At 69.3% G+C, this 23052-nt stretch carries 23 protein-coding genes; 15 read left to right on the forward strand and 8 right to left on the reverse strand.

All coding sequences use genetic code 11. From position 1 onward, the window contains the following. Window positions 1–42: 42 nt before the first annotated feature. Window positions 43–246: a cold-shock protein gene (locus tag IE172_RS26970; protein WP_009192932.1), complete on the reverse strand. Its 204-nt coding sequence runs from the start codon at window positions 244–246 to the stop codon at window positions 43–45. Between the two features lie 513 nt (window positions 247–759). Beyond that, complete coding sequence (locus IE172_RS26975; protein WP_190099914.1) at window positions 760–3585, reverse strand: helix-turn-helix transcriptional regulator; 2826 nt, start codon at window positions 3583–3585, stop codon at window positions 760–762. Between the two features lie 180 nt (window positions 3586–3765). Here IE172_RS26975 and IE172_RS26980 point away from each other — a divergent pair, with 180 nt between their 5' ends. From IE172_RS26980 to IE172_RS26990, 3 genes are all read left to right on the forward strand, one after another. Beyond that, window positions 3766–4680 (forward strand): MBL fold metallo-hydrolase, encoded by a 915-nt coding sequence (locus tag IE172_RS26980; RefSeq protein WP_190099915.1) that lies wholly within the window; start codon window positions 3766–3768, stop codon window positions 4678–4680. Window positions 4681–4704: 24 nt separating this feature from the next. Continuing rightward, a complete protein-coding gene (locus IE172_RS26985; protein ID WP_190099916.1) occupies window positions 4705–6189 on the forward strand; it encodes a carboxylesterase/lipase family protein in 1485 nt (494 codons plus the stop codon). 334 nt (window positions 6190–6523) lie between these two features. Then, window positions 6524–6877 (forward strand): hypothetical protein, encoded by a 354-nt coding sequence (locus tag IE172_RS26990; protein ID WP_190099917.1) that lies wholly within the window; start codon window positions 6524–6526, stop codon window positions 6875–6877. A gap of 574 nt (window positions 6878–7451) precedes the next feature. On the opposite strand, the gene IE172_RS26995 is transcribed toward IE172_RS26990, so the two are convergent. After that, on the reverse strand, window positions 7452–7673 hold the full coding sequence (locus tag IE172_RS26995) for a hypothetical protein (RefSeq protein WP_229886450.1): 222 nt from the start codon (window positions 7671–7673) through the stop codon (window positions 7452–7454). A 483-nt stretch (window positions 7674–8156) separates the two neighbouring features. Between IE172_RS26995 and IE172_RS27000 the strand changes: the two genes are divergently transcribed. Beyond that, window positions 8157–8564: a hypothetical protein gene (locus IE172_RS27000; RefSeq protein ID WP_190099919.1), complete on the forward strand. Its 408-nt coding sequence runs from the start codon at window positions 8157–8159 to the stop codon at window positions 8562–8564. Between the two features lie 253 nt (window positions 8565–8817). Here IE172_RS27000 and IE172_RS27005 read toward each other — a convergent pair whose 3' ends face one another. After that, window positions 8818–9768: an Lrp/AsnC family transcriptional regulator gene (locus IE172_RS27005; RefSeq protein ID WP_190099920.1), complete on the reverse strand. Its 951-nt coding sequence runs from the start codon at window positions 9766–9768 to the stop codon at window positions 8818–8820. 85 nt (window positions 9769–9853) lie between these two features. Between IE172_RS27005 and IE172_RS27010 the strand changes: the two genes are divergently transcribed. Together IE172_RS27010 and IE172_RS27015 are read left to right on the forward strand one after the other, a co-directional pair. After that, the gene (locus IE172_RS27010; protein ID WP_190099921.1) at window positions 9854–10729 is read left to right on the forward strand and encodes a VOC family protein; all 876 of its coding nucleotides are present in this window, start codon (window positions 9854–9856) and stop codon (window positions 10727–10729) included. Between the two features lie 103 nt (window positions 10730–10832). Continuing rightward, window positions 10833–11411, forward strand: coding sequence for a DoxX family protein (locus tag IE172_RS27015; RefSeq protein ID WP_229886452.1), 579 nt, complete (start codon window positions 10833–10835; stop codon window positions 11409–11411). Window positions 11412–11538: 127 nt separating this feature from the next. Here IE172_RS27015 and IE172_RS27020 read toward each other — a convergent pair whose 3' ends face one another. Then, window positions 11539–12369: an alpha/beta fold hydrolase gene (locus IE172_RS27020; protein WP_190099922.1), complete on the reverse strand. Its 831-nt coding sequence runs from the start codon at window positions 12367–12369 to the stop codon at window positions 11539–11541. A gap of 64 nt (window positions 12370–12433) precedes the next feature. Between IE172_RS27020 and IE172_RS27025 the strand changes: the two genes are divergently transcribed. Continuing rightward, the gene (locus IE172_RS27025; protein WP_190099923.1) at window positions 12434–12889 is read left to right on the forward strand and encodes a MarR family winged helix-turn-helix transcriptional regulator; all 456 of its coding nucleotides are present in this window, start codon (window positions 12434–12436) and stop codon (window positions 12887–12889) included. Window positions 12890–13082: 193 nt separating this feature from the next. After that, window positions 13083–13508: a hypothetical protein gene (locus tag IE172_RS27030; RefSeq protein ID WP_190099924.1), complete on the forward strand. Its 426-nt coding sequence runs from the start codon at window positions 13083–13085 to the stop codon at window positions 13506–13508. A gap of 42 nt (window positions 13509–13550) precedes the next feature. Here the strand turns inward: IE172_RS27030 and IE172_RS27035 are convergent, their stop codons facing one another. Further along, on the reverse strand, window positions 13551–14567 hold the full coding sequence (locus IE172_RS27035; RefSeq protein ID WP_229886454.1) for an ArsR/SmtB family transcription factor: 1017 nt from the start codon (window positions 14565–14567) through the stop codon (window positions 13551–13553). Window positions 14568–14675: 108 nt separating this feature from the next. Here IE172_RS27035 and IE172_RS35585 point away from each other — a divergent pair, with 108 nt between their 5' ends. From IE172_RS35585 to IE172_RS27050, 4 genes are all read left to right on the forward strand, one after another. Next, a complete protein-coding gene (locus IE172_RS35585; protein WP_355929165.1) occupies window positions 14676–14999 on the forward strand; it encodes an alpha-amylase inhibitor in 324 nt (107 codons plus the stop codon). Window positions 15000–15108: 109 nt separating this feature from the next. Continuing rightward, window positions 15109–15474, forward strand: a complete 366-nt coding sequence (locus tag IE172_RS27045) for a hypothetical protein (RefSeq protein ID WP_190099926.1) — start codon at window positions 15109–15111, stop codon at window positions 15472–15474. A 308-nt stretch (window positions 15475–15782) separates the two neighbouring features. After that, window positions 15783–16217, forward strand: coding sequence for a hypothetical protein (locus tag IE172_RS34855; RefSeq protein WP_229886457.1), 435 nt, complete (start codon window positions 15783–15785; stop codon window positions 16215–16217). Between the two features lie 350 nt (window positions 16218–16567). Next, window positions 16568–17038, forward strand: coding sequence for a hemerythrin domain-containing protein (locus tag IE172_RS27050; protein ID WP_190099927.1), 471 nt, complete (start codon window positions 16568–16570; stop codon window positions 17036–17038). Between the two features lie 145 nt (window positions 17039–17183). On the opposite strand, the gene IE172_RS27055 is transcribed toward IE172_RS27050, so the two are convergent. Continuing rightward, complete coding sequence (locus IE172_RS27055) at window positions 17184–18191, reverse strand: DNA polymerase Y family protein (protein WP_190099928.1); 1008 nt, start codon at window positions 18189–18191, stop codon at window positions 17184–17186. A gap of 89 nt (window positions 18192–18280) precedes the next feature. On the opposite strand from IE172_RS27055, the gene IE172_RS27060 reads away from it, so the two are divergent. The 3 genes from IE172_RS27060 to IE172_RS27070 all read left to right on the forward strand — a co-directional run bounded on the left by IE172_RS27060 (window position 18281) and on the right by IE172_RS27070 (window position 21691). Beyond that, complete coding sequence (locus IE172_RS27060) at window positions 18281–18658, forward strand: DUF6233 domain-containing protein (RefSeq protein WP_190099929.1); 378 nt, start codon at window positions 18281–18283, stop codon at window positions 18656–18658. A gap of 79 nt (window positions 18659–18737) precedes the next feature. Beyond that, on the forward strand, window positions 18738–18938 hold the full coding sequence (locus IE172_RS27065) for a hypothetical protein (protein ID WP_190099930.1): 201 nt from the start codon (window positions 18738–18740) through the stop codon (window positions 18936–18938). A gap of 212 nt (window positions 18939–19150) precedes the next feature. Next, window positions 19151–21691, forward strand: coding sequence for a DEAD/DEAH box helicase (locus IE172_RS27070; RefSeq protein ID WP_190099931.1), 2541 nt, complete (start codon window positions 19151–19153; stop codon window positions 21689–21691). Window positions 21692–21784: 93 nt separating this feature from the next. On the opposite strand, the gene IE172_RS27075 is transcribed toward IE172_RS27070, so the two are convergent. Beyond that, entirely contained in the window at window positions 21785–22774 is a 990-nt protein-coding gene (locus IE172_RS27075) for an aldo/keto reductase (RefSeq protein ID WP_190099932.1), read from the reverse strand. Window positions 22775–23052: the final 278 nt, after the last annotated feature.

Consider the following 23052-nt stretch of genomic DNA (forward strand, 5'->3'; position numbering starts at 1 on the left):
GTGAGACCACTCTACACGGAGCTCCAGAAGCCGGCGGAGACGTCAGCCGCGGACGATGTTCTCGGCCTGGGGGCCCTTCTGGCCCTGGGTGACGTCGAACGTGACCGGCTCCCCTTCGACCAGCTCGCGGTAGCCGTTGCCGGAAATGTTGGAGTAGTGGGCGAAGACGTCCGGGCCTCCGCCGTCCTGGGCGATGAAGCCGAAGCCCTTTTCGGAGTTGAACCACTTCACGGTGCCGCTGGCCATACTGCGTGTCCTTCGATCTTGCCGGGAAAGCCCCGGCCGGGGTGAGTAGCTGCGTCTTCCGTTGCGGGAAGACGTCCAGCATCCGTTCTACCCCGCCAAGGGCCCGGTCATTCGATCATCCGTCCGCGAGTCGGATGCGGCCCGGACCGGCAGGGGTATGCACGCCGTGGGTCACGCTCGAGGCCGGCTTCCCTCCCCCGATCGGTGCCGCTCCTGACGGCTCAGCGGAGGCTGGGCTTGCCGAGCCGGTGCCGGATCCGCGCGCAGAGGGCTGTTTCTCGGACACCTCTTACGTTCTCCGCACGCGGGTGAGGGATGGCTGCATAGGATGGGCTTCACTGTCCCGGTGGTCTCCCCCGTACCACCGGGACAGTGCCTTTCAGCGGTCGCGCCGAACTCCTGCGGGAGCCGGTTGTCGAGTGCCGCCGCGGGGCCCTCGGTCCGGGACGGCGCTGCGGCAGGCTTCATCCTCGTGCCCGTAGGCGTTCGCGCTCGTCGTGTCTCTTCTCTCCGTCATGGGTTGGCGCCAGTATCGAGTCGTTCACGCAGTTCACTGCCATGGCGGTGTGTTTCAGTGCGGGGGTCCTCGATGAGGTCGCGCAGCTGGGCGCGGGCGGTGATGCCCAGCTTGGGGAAGGTGCGGTAGAGGTGCGAGCTGACCGTGCGCGGGGAGAGGAAGAGCTTCTCGCCGATCTCGCGGTTGGTCAGTCCACGGGCGGCGAGATGGATGATCTGCTGCTGTTGCGGGGAGAGTCCGGCGAGCGCGTCGGGGGTGGAGTCCGTGACGTCGAGGCCGGCGGCGCGCGATTCGGTCCGGGCGCGCTCGATCCATGGGCGCGCGCCCAGACGCCGGAAGGTCGCCAACGATTCGGTGAGTGGTGTTCGCGCCTCTGCGACGCGTCGGCGGCGGCGCAGCCATTCGGCGAGGTCGAGCAAAGTCTGGGCGCGTTCGAAGGGCCAGTGTTCCAGCACGGGGTCGGCCAGGGCCGCCCGGAAGTGCGGCTCGGCATCCTCGGGGTCCGCCAGCAGGCCACGGGCGCGGCTGATCAGCGCGCGCAGGCGGGGTGAGGCACCCGCCGTGAGGGCGCGGGCGGCACGCTCGACGATCGCGGCGGCCTCCTCGCGCCGACCGCTGCGCGCGGCGGCAGCGGCCAAGTCCGCGAGGGCCGGATAGCAGGCGTGGTAGTGCACGGGTGCGCCCTCTGCCGTGAAGATCGTGCGGAGTTGGTCGTACGCCGCTTCGTGGGCGCCTTCCGCGAGGGCCGCGGCGCCCAGTGCACGACGGGCGTAGACGAAGACCGAGCGGCTCTCCAGCGGGTCGATCAGGGCGAGTGCGTCTTCGGCCCGGGCGCGGGCTGCCGTCGTGTCGCCCTGGTAGGCCAGCAGGGTGGCGTCCACGGCGGCCGCACATGCCACGGCGTGGTCGAGGCCGGTCGTCGAGCCGAGCGCGCTGCTGCGGGCGCATGCCTCTCGGGCCCGCCCCCACTTTCCTTGCTCCACGTAGCTCCAGGCGGCCGCGCCGCCCAGCCCCTCAGGCAGCGGTCCCCGCATGCCCCAGTGGTCGAAGGCTTGATCGAAGGCGCGGACGGCTTGTGGGGTCTCATCCAGCAGCCACGCCATGGTTGCGAAGGCGGTGAGCCGGTCGGGGTGGCGTTGCGCTTCGCCTGCGACCTGTGGGAGCAGCAGGAGCAGTTCGGCCCTGTTGCTGAAGGGGTCGGTCACGGCCCTTACCCAGGTGCGCAGCCACGCAGGTGACGCGCCCTCGGGGAGGCTCTGCAGGAGGGCTTCGATGCGGTGCTGTTGAGCGTCCTCCCCGCAGTAGAAGCGGACCACGGCGGCGCCGGCCAGGAGGTCCAGCGCGGTGGTCGGCTGTGTGGGGGCCAACTCCTCGGCGGTGTCGGCCAGTCGGGAGAAGACCACGGTGTGGCGCACGGTGAGTGCTGCCAGTCGTCCGACCTGCGCGGCGACACCCGCCAGGAGCGACGCGTCGTCGGTACGTGCCCGTACGGCGGAGGCAAATTCCTCGACCCAGGCGAGGTCACCGGTGAGGACGGCCTGCTCGGCGGCCTCGACCAGGAGCCGGGCACTGTCCTCGCGCGGTGCGAGGTCCGCGGCGCGTTGCAGGGCCTTGGCCGCTGCCTCGTGGCCGCCGCGGCGCCGGGCCCGCTCGGCGGTCTCTTCCAGCAGCGTCGATACGGCCGCGTCCGGGGGTGTGGTCGCGGCGGCGAGGTGCCAGGCTCGCCGGTCCGGCTCGGCCCGCAGCACTTCGGCGAGTGCGAGGTGGGCCGCGCGCCGGGCATCGACGGACGCGGCGTGATACACGGCCGACCGGACCAGGGGGTGGCTGAACCGGAGGCCACGGCCGGTTCGCCGGACCAGCCCGGCCTGCTCGGCAGGCCGCCATGCGTCGTCCTCGGCGCCGGGCAGCGCGGCCGGTACGGCGATGGCGAAGTCAACGGTGTCCATGGCGGCCAGGAGCAGCAGGGAGCGCGTGGTGGAAGCCGGCAGGCCGTTCAAACGATCCGCAAAGACCCGCTCCAGGTGATCGGTGACGGGGAGCGGACCGGCGCACGGTGGCCCCGCGGCCGTCTCGTGTGCGGTGGTCGTCTTCGCCAGTTCGGTCAGTGCCAGCGGGTTGCCGTCGGCCTGGGCGAGGATCTGCGTCCTCATCCGGCCGGTTGGGCGCTGCGGCTGCAGGTCCAGCAGTCGGCCGGCCGCGGCCTTGTCGAGCGGTCCCAGGGTGAGCGTCGCCGCGTGCCGGTCGAACCCGGGGAGGTGGTCGCCGACGCGGGCTGCGATCAGCATCGTGACCGGTTCGCCTGCCAGCCGTCGGGCCGCGAAGGACAGTGTGTCCAGGGACGCACGGTCGAACCACTGCGCGTCGTCCAGAACCACGAGCACAGGCCTTCGGTCCCCCAGGGCTGAGAGCAGGCCCAGGACCGCAACCCCGATCAGCAGCAGGTCGGCTTCCGCTGTTGCCGATCCCGCGCCGAACGCGCCGTGCAGCGCAGCGCGCTGCCTCTCCGGCAACTCGTCCACCTCAAACTTGACCGGCCACAGCAGTTGATGCAGTGCGGAGAACGCGAGGCTCGACTCCGTCTCGCTGCCCTCGGCGCGCAGGACACGAGCACCGCTCGCCTCAGCCCGACGCACCGCACGGTCCAGCAGCGCGCTCTTTCCCATACCTATGTCACCGAGGAGCATCAGAACCGGGTCGGCCGACACCGGGTCCACCGCACGAAAGAGGCGCGCCAGTTCCGCGTCCCGGCCGACGATCGGCCTGCCCGCGCCCGGTTCCGGCCCAGCGACCGCACGGGGGCCGCCTGCGTGATCGTCCACGGGATCTCCAGGAATGGTGGCTCTTCGAGCGGAGCCGTCTCGCCTTGTCGCCGCCCAGGCTACAAGCGGCCTGGTCCGGGCTCCGGGACACGCGGATCGGTGCAGTCACGTGACGGATACCGCGTGCACCGGGGCCGCTCGTACGGTTCCAGGAAAGCCTCCTGAAGCTGAGGAATTCCCATGGAACAGATCGAACTCGGCGACGTCACGATCACCCGGGTCCGGGAGTATTACGGCTCCGTCGAAATGACGCCCGACGCCTTCTTCCCGGAGAGCCCGAAGGAAGTGTGGGACGACAACGCCCCTTGGCTGACCCCGCACTTCCTGGATCGCGACACCCACAGCGTGCGTTCCGCGATCCAGACCTGGCTGTTGCGCAGCGAGGGCAGGACCATCCTCGTCGACACCGGCGTGGGCAACCACAAGGACCGTCCGTACGCACCGGTCTGGAATCGCCTCGAGACGGACTTCCTGGCCCATCTCTCGCGCGCCGGCGTCGAACCCGAGGACGTGGACATCGTGATCAACACGCATCTCCACATCGATCACGTCGGCTGGAACACCTCTTTGCACGGCCGAAAATGGGTGCCCACATTCCCCAACGCCACCTATCTGATGCCGAAGGACGACTTCGACTTCTGGAACCCGGCAAACGGCCACCAGTCGCGGCTCGGCCGCGGCAACCAGAACGTCTTCGAGGACAGCGTGGCACCGGTGCACCAGGCCGGCCAGACGGTGCTGTGGGAGAGCAGACACCAGATCGACGCCGCCCTGCGCCTGGACCTGGCTCCCGGACACACCCCCGGCTCCTCCGTACTGACCCTCACCTCCGGGACGGACCGCGCGGTGTTCGTCGGCGACATGCTGCACAACCCGGTGCAGATCCTCGAACCGGACGCCAACAGCTGCTTCTGCGAGGACCCCGCGGGCGCCCGCGCCACCCGTCGCAAGGTGCTGGGCTGGGCCGCCGACAACAACGCACTCGTGATCCCCGCGCACTTGGGGGGTCACGGCGCCGCCGAGGTCGCGCGTGACGGGAACAAGTTCGCCGTCAAGGGCTGGGCTCCCTTCGCCCCGTACACCGAACTGGGCTGAAGCCCGCAGAGCGGAGAGGCACCCGTGAACCACCACCCCGGACCCATAGTGACCACCGCGCAGGGGGCCGTCCGCGGCCTGCGCCAGGGAGACATCAGCGTCTTCCTCAACATCCCCTACGCCGCCCCGCTCCGCGGCGCCAGCCGGTTCGCCCCGCCGCAGCCGCACGAGCCGTGGGACGGCGTACGGGACGCCACCGTGCCGGGGCCCACCGCACCACAGTCCGAGCGCAAGCTCGGCAGGATCGACATGTCCCCCTACTTCGGGCCCGGTTGGAGCCGCGGGGAGGACTACCTCACCGTCAACGTCTTCGCGCCCCAGGCCGGCGACCTGCCCGTCATGGTGTTCGTCCACGGCGGCGGATTCGTCGCCGGATCGACACGGTCCGCGATGTACGACGGCTCCGCCTTCGCCCGCGACGGCGTCGTCCTCGTCACCCTCAACTACCGGCTCGGCATCGCCGGGTTCCTCGACATCCCCGGGGCTCCCGTCAACCGCGGCCTGCTCGACGTCGTCGCCGCGCTGCGCTGGGTGAGGGAGAACATCGCCGTCTTCGGCGGCGACCCGCACAACGTCACCCTCTTCGGCCAGTCGGCCGGGGCGACCATCATCGGCGGCGTCCTCGCCACCCCCGAAGCCACGGGTCTCTTCCGTCGGGCCATCGTCCAAAGCGGCAGCGGCCTGGGGGCGTTCACCACCGAGCAGGCTGCCCGTGTCACCCAGGCAGCGGCCGGTGCCCTGGGCGTCGGGACCGACGTCGACGCCTTCGCGAACATCTCCGACGAGCGCCTGGTCGAGGCCGCTTCGCGGCTCGTGGGCATCGACCTGCGGACCGACACGGCCCGCGATCCGCTGATCGGACTCAGCCCCTTCAGCCTGGTCCTCGACACACAGCCCGCCGAGTCCGTCGCCGCCGGCCTGAGCGCCGACGTCGATCTCCTCATCGGAACCAACACCGAGGAGGGCAACCTCTACCTGGTCCCCGTGGACAAGTACGCCACCTCAACCGCCTGGGACGTCGACGACGCGGCGGCACGTTCGCACCCGAACCCGGCGCAGCTCGTCGAGACGTACCGGAAGGCCCGCCCCGAGGCGTCCTTCGGCGAGCTGCGCTCTGCCGTCATGGGCGACGCGCTGTTCGGCGCGGGCAGTCGGGCCTTGGCCGGTGCTCATGCCGCCCATCCCGAATCCGTCACCTTCCACTACGAGTTCGCCTGGCGCTCCCATGCCCTCGACGGACAGCTCGGCGCCACCCACGCCATGGAGCTGCCCTTCGTCTTCGATGTCGCGCACCTACCCCGACTGTCCGGCCCCGTCGCCCTGCTCGGCCCCGACAAGCCCCCAGCGGATCTTGCCGCCCGCGTGCACGAGGTCTGGGTCCGGTTCGCCAGGACCGGCGACCCCGGCTGGGACCCCTACGACAACGAACGCCGGGCCACCATGCGTATCGACGCAGAGTGGCTCCAGGTCGACGACCCGCGCAGCGAGGAACGGCAGGCGTGGATCTGAACCTGTCGTGCAGGCGTGCGCCGCGGCGGTCGGTGAGCCGTTCCCCCGGCCCGCACCACCGTCCACCTACAGCTTCCGCCGGGACTGCTCGTCGAGGTCGACACCTGGCAGCGGCGGGCGGTTGACCAGAGCCAAACAGCCCGCCCCGAACGGCGGCTTCGGCCAGTGTGCTCCTCACGATGCCTGGGTGCCGGGCCGGGGCACCCACGGCACACCACCTTCGCCCGGCTCGCAGAAATATTCGACTGAAACGTTGAAGCAAAGCCGGTTGGTGGTTGATGGTTCATCTAAAGCTCCGTCCCCAGGAGCCCTGACCGGAAGGAACCACGACACGATGAAGAGCCGACCCAAGAAACTGGCGCTGGCTGCCATGGCGGCCGTCGCAGTGACCATCGCACTCCCGGCAGCCCCCGCTTTAGCCACCGAGGAGGTCGACTGCAGCGCCGGCACGGATGCCGTGAAGGTGACGTACCTGGAGAACGGCACGGAGCGCACCCGGTGCTGGACCGGCCCTGGCGACGTCCCGCTCGAGCAGGGTGGTGTCACCTCGTTCTCCTCGGGCGCCCACGAAGTGGTCGTCTTCTGGAGGACGAGCTTGGGATGGGACGTCGAAGTGCTCCCGCCTCACACCTTGGCCCCCTTCACCGGCGCTGACACGTACCACGTCTACGGTTTCCACGTCAGGTAATCGCTGACGGCGGCAGGCCGGTCCTTTCCGGGCCGGCCTGCCGTTCGCGTCGCACCCAGTCTGCTGCAGCAGCGCCTCCTGCCTGTACAGAGGAGGACTTCTTCCCCGATCCTGACGATCGGTCCAAGTTCTGCCGCTGTGTGGACATGAAAGGCGACGGCATGGAGCTCACTCGCTTCGACTTCCGGGTCACCGGAACCGCCGAGGCCGAGCTCTCCGAAGCGGAGATCCGCACCCTCGGCTCGGTGCAGCTCGCTCTTGTCAGCGGCCTGATGATGCAGCACCTCACCGACCCCGAGTCCGCGCCCACCGCCGACGAAGTACGGGCGGGTTTGCGAGGAGCGGGGACCCCTCGGCGAGTTCAGCCGCCGCCGACAAGCTGGTCCGGAATGCCTGCGCCCTCTTCGAGGCGGACAGGACGTACGACGGACAGACCGTTGTCCGGTACGCGCTCTCTGCGGGCGGGGCGGGTCTGAGGTGACTCTCCACGGAGCCTGACGGTTCGCGTTTCGGCGTGGCTCCGGCCGTACACCGAGACGTCGTTGCCTTACCGGGAGCGGGCCGGCCGAGGTGGTCAGGCAGTCGGGCGGCCGGTGATGGCCGGCAGGGTCGTGGTCCTGATCCGGCGATAGGTCACGAAGCCGTTCACGGCCACTCCCGTCCAGATGACGGTACTGACCAGCGGCCACCACAAGTCCCGTCCGCCCTCGCCCCGGATGAGACTGCCGACCCAGCTGACCGCCCAGCCGACGGCAAGGACAAGTGCCGCCCATCGGGCCCACTGCCAGATCCGCATCGTTCCTCGGGCACGGGTTTCCTGCGTGCTCTGCTCGTCCTGTCGCAATCGTGTGCCATTCATACCTATCCGCCTACCCCCAGCCCGCCCCTTGCCTCCTGACCCCTGGGAGAGGGCCGAAAACGGACGTCACCACCGGCTGCAAAGATGCGCAAAGGGGGCCCAGGGAGGGACGGGTCTGCCGCCTACGTCTGGGTGTTCGACAGGGGGCACGGCCACGACCGCCTGGGCTCGCCGAGCTCGCCGGGCCCGTGTGCAAACGGGCGTCGCCCGCAGCGGTCACGAGGAGTTCGTACCTCTGCGACGACCGGGCAGGCAGCGTCAGGCAGCCGTACCGCGCTGGGTGGAACCGAGCAGAGGCGCTACCGCGCAGGTTTACCCGGAAAACCAACCTGCCTGAGAACGACAGGGCCTGGGACTCCTGCGACTCTCAGGTGAACGGGACTCGCCACGAGGCGACGTGAACCAACGGGAGGATCAGCCATGGCACTCGGGAAAACCATCGGCGGCGCACTCGCGGCCGCACTGCTCACCGTCGGAATCGGCGTGGCGACGGCCGGCCCGGCAGCAGCGGCGGCCAACGGCGACAAGTGCAAGACGTTCTACACTCCGGCGGTCTCGGGCTACCGCGCCTCCGCCTACGTCTGCTGGAACTGGACCCCGGACGGTCACGGTGCCTACAACGGTGTCATCGACGCCAAGTGGAACGACCAGTCGCGCTCGAACGGGATCATGTACCTCCAGGCGAGGATCAGCCCGAACACCTGGCGCGCCATCGGGCACGCAGGCTACGAGGTGGCAGTTGGCACGCACGACTACACGCCGTACACCGGCCTCAAGGACCTGGCCTTCCGTGCCTGCCTTCCGCGTGTCGGCTGCGGAGCCAGCTGACGCATGGCCGGATCGGCCACCTGAGATCTCGCGCGTGGCCGACCGGCCGGCTGGGAGGAGGGCCTGAGGCTGCACGCCGCCGCGCTCGAACCGGCTGCCCGGGGCCCGGCCGACGGATCCCCGGTGAGGGAAGCCCTGCTCCGGGCCGCCGGTGCGGACCTCATCACGGCCACCCGCCACCGGCGACTGCGGCTTCCTCACCGAACGCAGCCCCCGGGGCGTACGCGGCGGCTCTTCCGTGGCCTCGACGTCGTCACGGCAAGGGGGCCGTTCGCTTGGTGTAGGAGGTGACCATGGCAGTTTCCATGCGGTCGACGCCGTCAAGACAGCCGATGCGGTCGGTGAGGTAGGTGTGGAGAGCATCGGCGTCCCGGCAGACGACGATGGCGATCAGGTTGTGGGCGCCGGTCGTGGTGCCGACGAAGGCTGCCTCGGGGTCGGCGGCCAGGGCCTGGGCGACACCGCCCAGTCGGGCGGGGGTGGCGGTCAGCCAGACCAGACATTGGGCGGAGTATCCGAAGAGGCGTGGGGCCACCTCGACGTCCAGCTGGAGCACGCCCGCGGTGCGGAGTTCTTTCAGGCGACGACGGACGGCGGATTCCGACCAGCCGACCTGTTGGGCGAGGTCCGGGTAGGCCGCACGGCCGTCTGCGGCAAGGGCGGGGAGCAGGCGGCGGTCGAACTCGGTCAGGCGGAAGGGACCACCGTCCGTAGCGGGAGGTGGCCGCATCGCGGTGATCTGCTCCGCGGTAAGTGCTGATGTCCGCCCGCTCCAGCGGTGGTCCATCACCGGACGCAGCAGTCGTTGGGCGTCGACCTGTGTGATCTGTGGCAGGCGGCCGAGCCCTTCCAAGGGCGCCGGTCCCTCCTCGGCGACGCGGAAAATGCACACGATCTCAGTACCGCTGGAGAGAACGGTGACCCAGGCTGTGTCCGGGCGGCGCGCCAGCGCACGGGCCAGCGGTGCGGTGGCTGACGGCAGGCCCCGCATACGCACCAGCCATTCGGCGTGGCCGGTACGCCGGCTGTGGGGTACGCCGGTCACGCGGGCGCTCCCCGTGCTGCGGAGCCGACCGAAGCGGCGGGCCACGGTCCGGTCGGAGACACCGAGAACATCGGCGATCTTGCTGAAGGGGGCGCGCCCGTCGAGTTGAAGCGCGTGCAGGAGTCGGAGATCGAGGACGTCCAGCGTGACCGAATCCACCGGGTCAGTGTAGGCCAGTGTCGGATAGCGGCGTGGCGGCGGCAGTGGGAGGTGACGCGCGGACGGTCGAGGAACCATCGGCCTCATGACACGCGACGTCCAAGGGATCCATCACACCGGCATCCTGACCCGCGACCTCGATGGGCTCGAACGGGCTTATCTCTCCCTCGGGTTCACCCTCAGTCCTCGCTCCCGGCACCTGCTCGGCGGGCAGCCGGGCCAACCGCCGGTGCCCGGTTGCACGGCCAACCGGTGCGCGCTGTTCGGCGGGTCGTACATAGAGCTGCTCGGGATCGTGGACGAATCCGCACCCGATCCTTGGCACACCAAGGCGATGGCCGACGAGTACGAGGGTTTCCGGCTGCTCAACCTCGACACCGACGACGCCGAAAGCGCCGACCGTCGGTTGACGGACGCCGGGTTGCGGACCTCGGGAGTGCTGGAACTGGAGCGAGACGTCGACACGGAGGAGGGACCGCGCACGGTGCGCGCCCGCGCCGTACACATCGATCCGCGTTCGACTCCTGAGGGCCATGTCGGAATCGCCCAGCATCTCACTCGCCGGTATGTGCACCAGCCACGCTATCTCAGCCACCCGAACGGCGCCCGGGGTCTCGGCGCCGTACTGATCGTGGCCGCCGACACCGAGTTCGACGAGATCACGAACCGGTACACCCGCATCGTGGAGACAACCTTCAGGTACGAGGGCCCGGTCGCCGTTCTGGAGACGGCCGCCGCACGGTTGGAGATCGTCCGTGCCTCGCACGCCGGTGACATACTGCCCGGCGAACCCGTCCCGGCCTCCTCGTACCTGGCCGCGATGACCGTTCTGGTCGACGACGTCGATGACACCCGAAAGATCGTCGAGAGCGGCGGGACAGCAACCGCGCCCGTTGGTGGCGGATTCTTCGTTTCCGCCCGCCACACGTATGGAGCCGGCCTCTTCTTCAGCCGCGGCTGAACCTCCCGGCGGTTGTTGCTTCCGCGCGCCCGGCCTTCGAACGGCCGACCCGTGGAAAAGGCTGCCGCTCCCTTACACGTCTTCACTCTCCTCGGAGGAGACCATGCTCGGTACTCTCATGATCCTCGTCGGCCCTGCGTTGGGATTTCGCCTGCTCGGCTGCCTGGGGATCAGACGGTTCGCGACCTGGCGAGCGAGTCTCACGCACGGCTTGGCAGTCATGCTCGTGGCCACCGCGACCGCGCACTTCACGCCACCGAGCGTCACCATGATCCCCAGTCACGACGATCTCTCAGCCATGGTGCCGCCGTTCGTACCATTCCCTCACGCAATGGTCTACGTGACCGGGGCACTTGAGTTCCTCGGTGCCGCCGGGCTCCTTCGGGCCACGACACGGCCGGCGGCCGGGATCTCCCTGGCCCTGCTCTTTGCGCTCATGCTGCCGGCCAACATCTACGCAGCCCTCGAAGACATTCCGCTCAACGGCGCCCCAGCCACGCCCTTGTGGTTCAGGATTCCCGAGCAGCTGCTCTTCATCGTCCTCGCCCTGTGGGCCGCCACCACTGCCCGCGAGGTCCCCCGGCGCGTGACTGATGAGCGATCCGGCGAAGGCGAGGGCTTCGGAGCCGGCAGTGGTCATGCGCGCTGGACTGATACAGGCTCACTGGGATCCGGACGGTGATCGGCCATCCGCCGTCTTTGTGCTGGGCAGCCTGGTGGAAGGTGGGTGCGGAGCGTCCGCTTCGGTGGCGGTCGGACAGACCGTCTTCCACTCGGAGGCCCTGGCAGCGGCGGTGAGGCGGACCGTGTCAGTCCAGGAACGCCATCAGGTGCTCGTTCAACTGCTGTGGCGCGGTGAGAGGCAGCGAGTGGTGGGTGGCTCCGGGCAGTACCACCACGGTGCTCTGCGGTAGCTTCCGGGCGCGGTCGGCGACCTTCCCGGCGTCGTGGGCGCGGCTGTGTTCCGCGAGCATCACCAAGACGGGCATACGGAGGCCGGCCACCCGGGGGCGGGAGCCGGCGATCAGCTTGCGGCCGGGAACGGTGGCGGCCAGGGCGTACAGGCGCTGCCAGGCCTCGTCCGGGTGAGCCCCCGCCGTCTCCCACTGCAGGAAGGCGGTGGCGCGGGCCTGACTGGGGCGGACGAGATGCGGAAGCGCGCGCAGCAAGTAGCGGGGCCGGAAGCCGGCGAAGACCTGGGTGGGGTCGATAAGGGCGAGGCGGTCGATCCGCCGGGGTGCGTGAAGTGCGTATCTGACGGCCAGCCAGGCACCGTAGGAGTGGCCGCACAGGTGCGTAGCGGCGAGGCCGAGGCCGTCCAGCAGGGCGTCCATCCAGCCCATCAGGTCGTCGGCGGTCCTCAGGGGTGTGCCGCCGCGTACGGTTCGGCCGGCGTCACCCAGGATGTCCACGGCATGGACACGGTGGCGCCGGCCCAGAGCCGGTGCGTTGGCGAACCAGACCAGGCCAGTGGCGGAACCGCCGTGCAGCAGCACCAGCGGGGCGCCGTCGGCCGGACCGTACACATGGACCCGGGTTCGCCCGTAGGGGGTGTCGATGTCGCGGTCCTCGGTGGAGTCCGGCCACTGGGCGCGGAGTTCGTCATAGGCGAGATCGAAAGCTGTCCGGGACACTGGCATTCCTCTCGTTCAGCGATATTCTCGTTCAGCGAGAGATACTACGCATGGGTTCCAGGGAGCGTGAATGAACGACCGAAGCCCGGTCATGCAACTGGTCCACCTGCTGCGGGCGGTGACCGTCGAGTTCGACCTGCTCGGCTCCGAGTTCGCCGAGCGCCACGGGCTGCACCCCACCGACGTACGCGCGTTGATCCATCTGCTGGACGCGGCGCGGGACGACACCCCCGCCACGCCGGGGTGGCTCGGTCGCCAGCTGCGCCTGAACTCGGCCGGCACCACCGCCCTGATCGACCGGCTGGAGCGACTCGAACTGGTCCGGCGCACCAAGGACACCGTCGATCGGCGACGCGTGCTGCTGGAGGTGGAGGAGAAGGCCATCGAACTCGGATGGTCCTTCTTCGGGCCGTTGATCGCCGACGTGGTGGCGGTCGCGGAAGACTTCGACACGGGCGAAGTGGAGACCGTGCGCCGCTTCCTGACCGCGGTGCTGGGATCCGCCCAACAGGCACGAACAGACTGACCAGCGCCACTCTGTACGGCCGTGAAGGACGGGGCGACGCGGCGGGTCACCTGCTGCCGCCCTCACCGGTACGGACGGGACCGTGGCCGACTGTCTGTTGCCGACCGCTTCCCGTCCCCTCGCGCGGGCCCTGTCCGCCATGCGGCCAGAACCGGAACGACCACACACCTCGAGCAGAACGGGAGACCATGCCATGGCTAGTCAAGCGCCGACGGCCGTAAACGGACACCGCCACTCCGTATTCCTCAGGACCACGATCGCGTTACAGACCCTGACCATCTTCTTGCAGGCCGTCTCCGCCGGCCTGCTGATGACCTCCGCCTACGGAGAGACGCTGCACAGTGTCGGAGCTCGCGTGATGTACGGCTCGACGATGCTGTACGTACTCGCGGCGGTGCTGGCGTGGAAACCGGGCGGCGGCTCGCCGCGGCCCGTCTGGCATGCTTCAGGCTTCCTGGTCCTCGCTTCTGCTCAGGTCGTGCTCGGCATCGCCCACGTTCCGTCGGTGCACCTGCCCCTGGGTGTGCTGATGTTCGGGCTGAGCGTGCTGGCGCTCGCATCTCGCCGGAACCTGGCAGACATACCGGACCACCGCGGAAATCATGGAGCCACGTCGTGACCGTCAGCATCCTCACCCCACCCCCCCCCGAGGCCGACTGCGCTACCCGGGGTTCGCGGTGAGCACGTCCCTTCCCAACGGGGTGAGGGTGTGAATCACCGTGTTTCCTCGCCGAGTGGACGCGATCAATCCTGCCTCGCGGAGGATGGTGGCGTGTTGGCTGGCAGTGGGTAGGGCCAGCCCGGTACGCCTGGCGAGTTCTCCGGTCGTGCAACCGTCTTCGACAGCACGCAGAGCCATGGCTCGGCTTTCCCCGAGCAAGCGCCGCAGCGCCTGGCCCCTACGAGGGTCCGTCTGGTGGCCCGCCCACCACCGCGGCCCCCGGTTCACCGGATACACCAGCGTCGGGGGGAGCCCCGGATCGATGAAGGTGACCGGGGTACGCCAGCAGAACACCGATGGGACGAGAAGCAGTCCCCGGCCCGCCAGTCGGAGGTCGCGGTCGGTTGGGTAGTCGGCCTCCAGCACCGGCCGATTCCACCGCAACGTCGGCCGGAAACTCTCAAGCATCGCCTCGACCCCGCCGTGCAGGACGGCTCGTGCGCGCACCCCGCGGTCGGCGTCGGTGAGCGCCTGAATGCGCTGCCAGTGCGTTCCGACGGCACAGGTGTAGTACGCGCGAAGTGACTGCCCGAGCGCCCGCAACGCACCCGGTTCGCCGTCCATCAACGGTCGCGTCCACATCGGCAATCTGGGGAGGACGGCCAACTCCTGTCGTATTCGCTGTGAGGGAGTGGACAGGACGCCTTCGATGCCCGCTGCCAGGTCTTGTGCTTCCTGGGGAGGGGTGAGGAAGTCGGGAAAATCACCGCTGGGCGGAGCGAGGCACCGAATGAGCCGGATCTGTTCCGGTGGGAGGTGGCGAAGCGCGGACCGGGCACACAGGCGCCAGCCGTCGAAGACCGCCTGGCCGTCCCGGTTGCCCAGGAGGGTGGCGCTGAGTATCGCCTCCCATAAGGGATGCGGTCCCGCGGCGAGTCTGGTGCGGAGCAGATCCTCGCTCGTGAAGTGCACCCTGAGCATCACAGACCTCCCACCGATCAGGTTCGGATTCTGCATGCCTCACGCCGTCTTGAGCAGTGGTTTTTCGGCTCACATGAAAGGACCTGGCTTCAGTCCCGGCCCTCTCGCATCCTGAAACCACACACACGAAAGGGGGAACACGGCATGCGAGTTTCCAGGAAGTCGACCACTGTCGCGGTCACCACGGCGGCGATATGCGGCGCACTGGCCGTTTCGTCTCCTACGGCTGCTGCGGCTCCGACACCGGCGCCCACGGCCGAGGCACCCACGTGCGTCTCACGGTACTGGGACAACGACCCGTCCGGGTTCGGTGTGAACATCAAGAACAACTGCACCTACACCGTGCGGGTGAAGGTCATTGTCGACTGGGGCACCGACAGCCCGTGCTGGACCCTGGCCCCCGGGCAGGGAAAGTACTGGTTCAAGGAGACGGTCACGGGGTCGTACAGCCACTTGGCCACGTGCTGACGTCCAGGGCGTGCACACAGGCGGGTTCAGTCACGGATTCGCGCCGGCCGCACACCACCAGGGCCGCATGAGGCCCGACTCACCACAGCCGCACACCGAAAGAGGAGAGATGAAGATCGGTAAAACGAGCCTCGTCAGGTTGGCCTCGGTGCTCACAGGCTCTCTCATGCTCGTTCTCGCCGCCACCCTGCCGGCTCAGTCGGCGAGCTACTTCCGGGCGTATCTTGGGAGCAACTACGCGGGTGTGGGCGCAGACCGCGAGTGGGTCGAGGTCTGCGACATCGAACGAGACGGAAACGGTGTCTACGCCGCGTTCTACGTCAAGTACGGGGGCTATGCGGGGACGGTGCGTGACGGCAACGGATCGTCAGGCGGCTGCGGAAACGCGCGGTTCGCCGGCACCATCATCGGGGTGGAACTCTGCGAGGACCAGGTGACCGGTCCTCTGTGCGACTACTGGCCCGTGCCCTCCTAGTGACCTGAGGCGAAGAGTCGTCGGCAGGAGGCGGCGACTGGGTCGAGGCCTCGGCGGCGGTCCGGGCGAGCCGAACGCAGATAGGGCGTTCGAGGGTTTGGACGGAGCGGTGGACACCGCGCCTCAGCGTCTTCCGGTGAGCTCGGCGAGCCACCGCTCCACCAGGTTCCGCCAGAACGAACTCGTCAACTGTCGGACGCCGGTGGAAGCGCGGTCGCGCCGAGCTCACCGAGTGTGACTGCCGTCTTGCTCGTCCAACCGAACTTTGTTTACAGCAAACGGAGTTAAGGCCACGTACGCTCGGACCCGTGCCCCGCCATCCGAAGAAGCCTCGCCTGCTGATTGCAGACGGGCGCGCGTATCTGTGGACGCTGCGTCACCGCCACAGCGTGGTGGACAGCGGCAGGTCATGCCGCGAGACCCTCACGCTGTACCCGCAGCCGGCCGGCGTCTGCGGCCCCCTACGCATCGTCTTCGCCGGGGGCCCGGGCCGGTACGTCCCGGGCGGAGCTCCCCTGGGCTCTGGAGACGTGGGTTTCGTCCGTGGCGCCTCCCTGAACCTGCACGAACCCGGCGCCGTCCGAGCTCTCCTCGACGCGGCGTCGGCCTCAGGGTGGCAGCCGGAGGGGCGACGGGTAGTGGAGATCGACGGCTGGCGCCTGCTGGAGGCGGTAGCCGCCGCGCAAGCCGAGGCCACCGGCCCCACGTGTCCGAGGCCGGCTACGACAACGACGGATCCGTGACGAAGAACAACTGGAGGGCGCACAGCCACTGCTGCCAAGGCAGTGGGAGCGCCTTCGAGCCGCCCCCGGGGTCGCGAAGATGAGCACGGTGCGTCCGACGAGGAAGTGCGGCAGGAGCCGGTGGGGCTCGCACGGTCGGCAACTGCTCGTTGCTGTGAGGAGCAAGACACCTGTCGGGCTGAAGCCCCTGTCTTGTGACGCACTCGGGGTGCGGGACGACAGTGATGTGGGCCGGCAGCGGGCACGGTAGTGTGTGGGAAGCGTCGCGTGCCGGTGGCAGACTGTGTCAGGCATGGAGGCGCCGGATCGAAGGAGGCCGACGATGCGTTCGTCGCACCCTTCGTTCTCGCGTGACTGAGCGCGAGACGACCAGGCTCGTTGCCTGGAGCCAAGAACTCCGCCGGGTGCACGGCCGACTGCGAGAAGCGCTGTCCATGACCCGCGCGTCCCTTGCCGATGGCACCCCCGGTGAATCAGCCACCCGTGAACTGCTGCTGTACTGCCATGGCTTCTGCACGGCTCTCGACAGCCACCACCAAGGCGAAGACCGCACCCTGTTCCCGGCCGTCGCAGCCGCGCACCCGGAGCTGCGCCCGGTGCTGCGATCGCTGGAACAGGATCACTCGATGATCGCCCACCTGCTGGGCAGCCTGCGTGCCGCTGTCGAGCGGGCCGCGCCGCCTGAGGAGCTCGACCACCACCTCGAAGGCATTGCCGCGATCATGGAGAACCACTTTCGCTACGAGGAGCGGCAACTGCTCACCGTGCTCGAAACCGTTGAACTGGCGGCCGCACCCGGAGAGGTATTGGGCCCGCTATGACCTTCAAGCGGACAGTGGGGGCGGTGGTGACGGCCCTGCGGATCGACCAGCCCTGTTGCGCGTTGTGAGCACTGGTTGTACGTGCTGCGCACCGGCTGGAGTACTGCGGGCACGAACCTTCCTCACGAGCGGTCACGGGAAGGGTTCACGACACGCGGCGGGTGGCCGCCGGGCCGATGACATCGGGTCCGAACCTGTCGCGGATGCGGTCCATGGCGGCTTCGGCGACCAGGCGGGCTTCGCGGGCCGTGTCAAGGCTGATCTGCTGAGCGACCTGCTCTGCGTCGACGAGGTCCTCGCCCTGCAGGGCGATGCCGGTGAGGCGGCCGCGTTGCAGGCCGGCGGCGTCCATCAGCTGGTAGGCGAGGGCGCGCAGGTCGTCGTCGTGGGCGGATGGTTCGGTGAGGCGGCGGGTCTTGGCCCAGTTGGTGCCGCCTGTGAAGCGCAGGGTGAGAGTCAGGGCGCGGGCGGCCTGTCCGCGACGGCGCAGCAGCCGCCCCAATTGCACGACGAGGTCGAGGAGGGTGGCGCGGACGATGGCGCCCTCCAGGGTGTGGCGGTCGAAAGTGCGGCGGACGGTCGCGGACGAAGGGAGGGCGCGAGGGACGACGGGGCGCGGATCGATGCCGCGGGCCCGGTCGGATGCCGTCCGGCCGGCTTTGCCTCCCAGCAGGCGCTGCACGGTGGAGGGTGAGACGGCGGCGAGCCGGCCGACGGTGTGGACGCCGTACTCGTGCAGGGCTCCGGCCTGGCGCGGGCCGATGCCGTGCAGAGCTTCCACCGGCAGCGGGGCAAGCCAGTCGGCCACCTGGCCGGGCACGACGGCGAGGACTCCGCCCGGCTCGGGGACCTGGGCCGAAGCGGTCGCCGCGACGGTGATCGACGGGCCGAGCCCGACACGGACGTCGACTCCGAGGCGGGAGATCATGCGGACCCGCAGCATCTCCCCCAGCCGCCGGGTGTCCGTGCCGTGGTAGCGCAGAGCGCCCTTCAGCTCCACCAGAGCAGCCGACGGCGGCAGGGCCTGCACCACCGGTGACAGCTCGGTGAGCTCTTCGAGAACCTGACGGTAGGTCTCTACGGGCAGCCGGTCCGGGCAGCGCACGTGCATCACCGTCGGCACCACATCCGCTGACGCGGCCCTTCCTGTCATCACGGCCACCTCCCCTCACCCACATTATCGAACGGAAAATCGAACATGCGAGTACGCAGACCGTGGATCATGAGCATAGAATCAAAAATATGTTCGATGACTTGCCGCCTGACCTCGACCGCCTGCACACCCTGCGGGTCTGGCACGCCATGTGGCTGCAGCGCATCGACGCCAAGATCGCCGCCCTCACCAGGCGGCAGGCGGAAGAGGGTCACGGACGCCGCAGCCGGCCGGCGCCGCCGGAGTGGGTCGTCGAACTCGGTATCGGGGACCGGCGCCCGCCCCTGCAGGTCCACGCAGGTGACTGCTACATCGCCGGCAAGCGACGCCGCCCCGTCGACCGGAACGAGGCCCGCCGCCTGCTCGCCGCAGGACTCAAGGCGTGCGGACACTGCCGGCCCGACAGCGCGCTCGGCATCACCGAGTTATCCGGCCGCCCCGCCCTCACCGCCGCCGCGGCACAGTGATCGAACACTCCTGGCATTCGGTCGATATTCTGCATGGACGGCGATACGCCATCTATCGCCCGAGAACAGGACCGAGTGCATGACCACCCCTCCCCCACCGATCACCGAGCCCGATCCTTCCGCCCTGACCTGCCCCGGCGACAAGATCGGCCCCTGCGCCGTCTGCCGGCGCAAGACCCAGCGCTACGGCCTCGGAGGCAACCCCCTGTGCGGATGGTGCGTGACCGCCGCACGGGACAAGTGGGGCCCAGGCGTGCGCTGGAACAACGCCCGCCCTTGACCTCGAGCCCTGGGCCCCGCTCGTCCATGGCATGGTGCGGGTCCGCTGGAAGGCTTGCGTCCGCGCGAGGGCAGCCCGAGGATCGCGGACTCCGCCTACTTGTCGTGGAGGGCTACCGGCCCCGCTCCTGTGCGCGTGATCGAGAATGACGACAGAGCAGTGCGAACGTCGCCTCACTGCCACTCCAGCCCTGCACGGACGGAAGGACCAGCGTGGAGCTCCGACCCCACCAACGCGAAGCAGTCGACGCGGTAGTCCGCGCCCTGGACCTACCCGCCCGGTCGCTGGTGTCTGAGCAAGGGCTTCGCACCCAGGTGATCATGGCGACCGGATCCGGGAAGACGCTCGTCGCCGCCCGCAGCGCACAGGAACTCCGGGCCGGCCGGGTGCTCGTCCTCGTTCCCTCGTTGGACCTGCTCGCCCAGACCGAGGCCGCCTGGCGCGCGGCAGGCCGTAGGGGCCCGATGATCGGGGTCTCCTCCCTGCACGGAGACCAGGTGCCCTTCCCCAACACCACGGACGCGGAGGAGCTGGCCTCCTGGGTACGCCCCTTCGACAAGGTGACCGTGTTCGCCACCTACGCCTCGCTCGGGCTGGGCACACTGGAGCGCGCCCACGCCGCCGGCCTTCCGGGCTGGGACCTCGTCGTCGTGGACGAAGCCCACCGGTGTTCCGGCCGGATCGGGAAACCGTGGGCAGTCGTCCACGACAACCAGCGGATCCCGTCCCTGCGCCGCTTGTACATGACGGCCACGCCCAGACTGTGGCAGCTGGACGACGACAACGGCCAGGGCACACCGGGTGACCTCGTGGCCTCCATGGACGACGACCCCGACGGGCCGTTCGGGGCCCGCTGCTACACCCTCACCTTGTCCGAGGCGATCGACCGAGGGATCTGCGCGCCGTACCAGGTGGTGTGCGTCGACGTCACCGACACACAGCTCCAGGCGGCCATGCTGCTGGGTGCCGAGGGACGGTCGGACCAGGTGCGCGGGGCCCGGCTCGCCGCGCTCCAGACGGCACTGATCAAGGCGGCCTCGGAGGAGGGCTTCCGCCGAACCCTCACCTTTCACCACGTCGTCAAGGAAGCCGAGGCCTTCACTGCCGGCCTCCCCGGAGTCGCCGCGCGGCTGTACGACACCGCCCCGGAGCTTTATCCAGCCACCGTCTGGGCCGACTGGTTGTGCGGCGACCACAAGCCCCACCACAGGCGACGGGTGCTCGAGGAATTCGCCGACGGAATCGCGACCGACGGTACCGTCATGGAGAAGAGCTTTCTGGGGTCCGTCAAAGTCCTCGGCGAAGGTGTGGACACCCGGCATTGTGACTCCGTGTACTTCGCGGACGTGCGCGGCTCGATGCCGGACCTGGTCCAGGCCGTCGGGCGGGCGCTGCGCATGCAGCCCGGCGAGGGCAAGATCGCCTCACTCGTCGTGCCGGTCCTGCTCGGCCCCGGGGAGACAGCCGACAACATGCTCACCTCCCGCGCGTACGGAGGGCTCGCGAAGCTGCTCGAGGCGCTCCGGGCCCACGACGCGCGAGTCGTCGAGCAGCTCGCCGAGCAGCAGTCCCGAAGCAGCGTCAGGGGCGTCCAGTCCCGCTCGAGCGGCGCGGAGGAGGAGGAGGAGGAGGAGGGAGCCGACGGCGACCGAAGCGACCGTGGGCTGTCGGTGCCGGCCCGGTCGCTGCTGAAGTTCTCCACCCCGCGCGACCCCGCGCAATTGGCCGCCTTCATGACGTTGCGGGTCCTCGACCCCGAACACGCCCACTGGCGGCGGGGTGTGGAGGCCGCCGTCATCTACGCCCGTGAGCACCGCGGTCTGCGCGTGCCGTTCACCTACCGCGTGCCCGGCCGCGACGATCAGAAAGCCGATGATCACGGGTGGCCGGCGGCACTCGCCGGTTTCCCGCTGGGGCAGTGGATTGCCGAGGCTCGCAGGTCCTACGCCCGCGGCCGCCTGGGCAGCGACCGCGTTGAGCAGCTGGAAGAACTCGGCATGGTCTGGTCGCACTTCGACCTCGCGTGGGAAGAAGGGCTGGCCGCTGCCCGCGGATGGGCAGCCGGGAACGGCCACCTCCTGGCACCGCTGGACGCCACCTACCAGGGTTACCGGGTGGGGATCTGGCTCAAGAATCAGCGGGCCGCCGCCCGGAAGGCCGCCGAGATCGAACAGCGGCGTGCCCAGGGTTTGCCCGTTCCGTCCGCGGCCGGGGCGATGTCCCAGGAGCGGCGCGAGCAACTCGAGGACATCGACCCTTCCTGGTGTCCGGTCTGGCCGGTGGAGTGGCAGCGAAGCTTCCACCTCACCCGACTGCACCTGGAGGCCGGCGGCGCGCTTCCCCTGGCACCGGGCGAGGTCGCGCACCAGGGCGAGGACCTCGGCCGATGGGTGCGCTCCGTCCGGCTCGGCTGGGACAGGCTGACGACCGTGCAGCAGTGGATGTGCGAGCACATCCTCGGGATCGAGCCCGCACCCCAGGACGAGAAACCGCCCCCACGCCGCACCCAGGCTGACAAATGGGCCATGAACTACACCGCCGCCAAGCAGTTCTACGAGCGCGAAGGACATCTGCGCGTCCCCAGGAAACACATCGAACGCCTCGTCGGCGACACTGGGGACGGGAACGGGGGGTCCCAGGACGTGCAGGAGTTTCGCCTTGGGTCCTGGATCGGGAACCAGCGAAGCCGGGCCGCCACGCTGTCACCAGAGCGGATCGAGCAGTTGTCCGCCATCGGCATGCGCTGGATGTAGTCGGCGCCCGTTCAGAAAGACGTTGTGCTCCTCTTCGAGGGTGCCCGGGCCGGCCGGCCGGCTGCGGCACGCTGGTGTGTGCGACTCCTCCGCCTACCGGTTGACGGACCGCATGCCTGCCTCGTCATACCGCTCACCGGCCGCTTCGGGCAGCTCCGCGTCGATGCGGGCCAAGTCGTCCTCCGTCAGGTCGACGTCGACGGCGGCGGCGTTCTGCTCCAGGTAGGTGCGGCGCTTGGTGCCCGGGATCGGCACCAGGCTGTCACCCTGGGCCAACACCCATGCGATGGCCAGCTGGGCCGGCGTCACCTCCTTCTCGGCGGCGATCTCCTTCACCTTCGCCGCCAACCGCAGGTTCGCCTCCAGGTTGGCGTCCTGGAAGCGCGGGTTCTGGCGGCGCCAGTCGTCGACGTCCAAGTCGTCCGGCGAGGTGAACCGCCCGGCGAGGAAGCCGCGGCCGAGAGGTGAGTACGGTACGAAGCCGATGCCCAGTTCCCGGCAGGCGGGCAACACCTCGGCCTCCACGTCCCGCGACCACAGCGAGTACTCGCTCTGCACAGCCGTGATCGGGTGCACGGCGTGCGCACGCCGGATGGTCCGGTCGCCCGCCTCGCTCAGACCGATGTAGCGCACCTTGCCCTCGGTGACCAGTTCGCCCAGCGCGCCCACCGTCTCCTCGATGGGCACGTTCGGGTCGATCCGGTGCTGGTAGTACAGGTCGATGTGGTCGGTCCCCAGACGCTCCAGGGAACCGTGCACGGAACTGCGGACGTGTTCGGCCGAACCGTCCTGCGGGCCGACCGTGCTCATGTCGCCCGGTACGGCCTCATCCATCCGATAGTTGAACTTCGTGGCGATCACATACTCGTCGCGGCGCCCCCGGATCGCCTTGCCGACGAGGGACTCGTTGGTGAGCGGGCCGTACATCTGCGCGGTGTCGAGGAAGTTCACCCCGAGGTCGAGGGCGTGCCGGATCGTCGCGACGCCCTCCTCCTCGTCGGCGGTTCCGTAGAAGGCGGACATGCCCATGCACCCCAGGCCGATGGCCGATACCTGCAGTTCCCGCAGACTACGCTTCTGCATGTCGTGTCCCAGCCTTCCCTGCACGCTTGATCATCCTTCGGGCGGCACGAAGCCTCCCGTCCATCCAGGCACAGATGCCACCAGCCGGCATCCTCAGGAGGGGCGGGCCCTGCGACGACCTCGTGCGCCGTTGCGTCCTCGACGCCATGACCTGGAGCGCACTCCATGGCAGGTGACAGGTGAGGAAGGTCCGGCATCTGGTCCTGCCACTGGACGACGAAGTGTTCGACCAGCTGCATCTCCTGTGCGGAGCCGCGGCGAAACAGTGGGGAGAGCAA

The organism is Streptomyces griseoflavus, from assembly GCF_014649995.1.
Taxonomy (GTDB): domain Bacteria; phylum Actinomycetota; class Actinomycetes; order Streptomycetales; family Streptomycetaceae; genus Streptomyces; species Streptomyces griseoflavus.

What these genes read in the sequence shown, in the direction of transcription:
- IE172_RS27055 (WP_190099928.1), bottom strand. Translation starts at nt 18,191, where the DNA reads ATGACAGGAAGGGCCGCGTCAGCGGATGTGGTGCCGACGGTGATGCAC.
- IE172_RS27000 (WP_190099919.1), top strand. Translation starts at nt 8,157, where the DNA reads ATGGCACTCGGGAAAACCATCGGCGGCGCACTCGCGGCCGCACTGCTC.
- IE172_RS27030 (WP_190099924.1), top strand. Translation starts at nt 13,083, where the DNA reads ATGGCTAGTCAAGCGCCGACGGCCGTAAACGGACACCGCCACTCCGTA.
- IE172_RS27025 (WP_190099923.1), top strand. Translation starts at nt 12,434, where the DNA reads ATGAACGACCGAAGCCCGGTCATGCAACTGGTCCACCTGCTGCGGGCG.
- IE172_RS26980 (WP_190099915.1), top strand. Translation starts at nt 3,766, where the DNA reads ATGGAACAGATCGAACTCGGCGACGTCACGATCACCCGGGTCCGGGAG.
- IE172_RS35585 (WP_355929165.1), top strand. Translation starts at nt 14,676, where the DNA reads ATGCGAGTTTCCAGGAAGTCGACCACTGTCGCGGTCACCACGGCGGCG.
- IE172_RS27065 (WP_190099930.1), top strand. Translation starts at nt 18,738, where the DNA reads ATGACCACCCCTCCCCCACCGATCACCGAGCCCGATCCTTCCGCCCTG.
- IE172_RS27020 (WP_190099922.1), bottom strand. Translation starts at nt 12,369, where the DNA reads ATGCCAGTGTCCCGGACAGCTTTCGATCTCGCCTATGACGAACTCCGC.
- IE172_RS27015 (WP_229886452.1), top strand. Translation starts at nt 10,833, where the DNA reads ATGCTCGGTACTCTCATGATCCTCGTCGGCCCTGCGTTGGGATTTCGC.
- IE172_RS26970 (WP_009192932.1), bottom strand. Translation starts at nt 246, where the DNA reads ATGGCCAGCGGCACCGTGAAGTGGTTCAACTCCGAAAAGGGCTTCGGC.
- IE172_RS27045 (WP_190099926.1), top strand. Translation starts at nt 15,109, where the DNA reads ATGAAGATCGGTAAAACGAGCCTCGTCAGGTTGGCCTCGGTGCTCACA.
- IE172_RS27060 (WP_190099929.1), top strand. Translation starts at nt 18,281, where the DNA reads ATGTTCGATGACTTGCCGCCTGACCTCGACCGCCTGCACACCCTGCGG.
- IE172_RS27075 (WP_190099932.1), bottom strand. Translation starts at nt 22,774, where the DNA reads ATGCAGAAGCGTAGTCTGCGGGAACTGCAGGTATCGGCCATCGGCCTG.
- IE172_RS26990 (WP_190099917.1), top strand. Translation starts at nt 6,524, where the DNA reads ATGAAGAGCCGACCCAAGAAACTGGCGCTGGCTGCCATGGCGGCCGTC.
- IE172_RS27035 (WP_229886454.1), bottom strand. Translation starts at nt 14,567, where the DNA reads ATGCAGAATCCGAACCTGATCGGTGGGAGGTCTGTGATGCTCAGGGTG.
- IE172_RS26995 (WP_229886450.1), bottom strand. Translation starts at nt 7,673, where the DNA reads ATGCGGATCTGGCAGTGGGCCCGATGGGCGGCACTTGTCCTTGCCGTC.
- IE172_RS27010 (WP_190099921.1), top strand. Translation starts at nt 9,854, where the DNA reads ATGACACGCGACGTCCAAGGGATCCATCACACCGGCATCCTGACCCGC.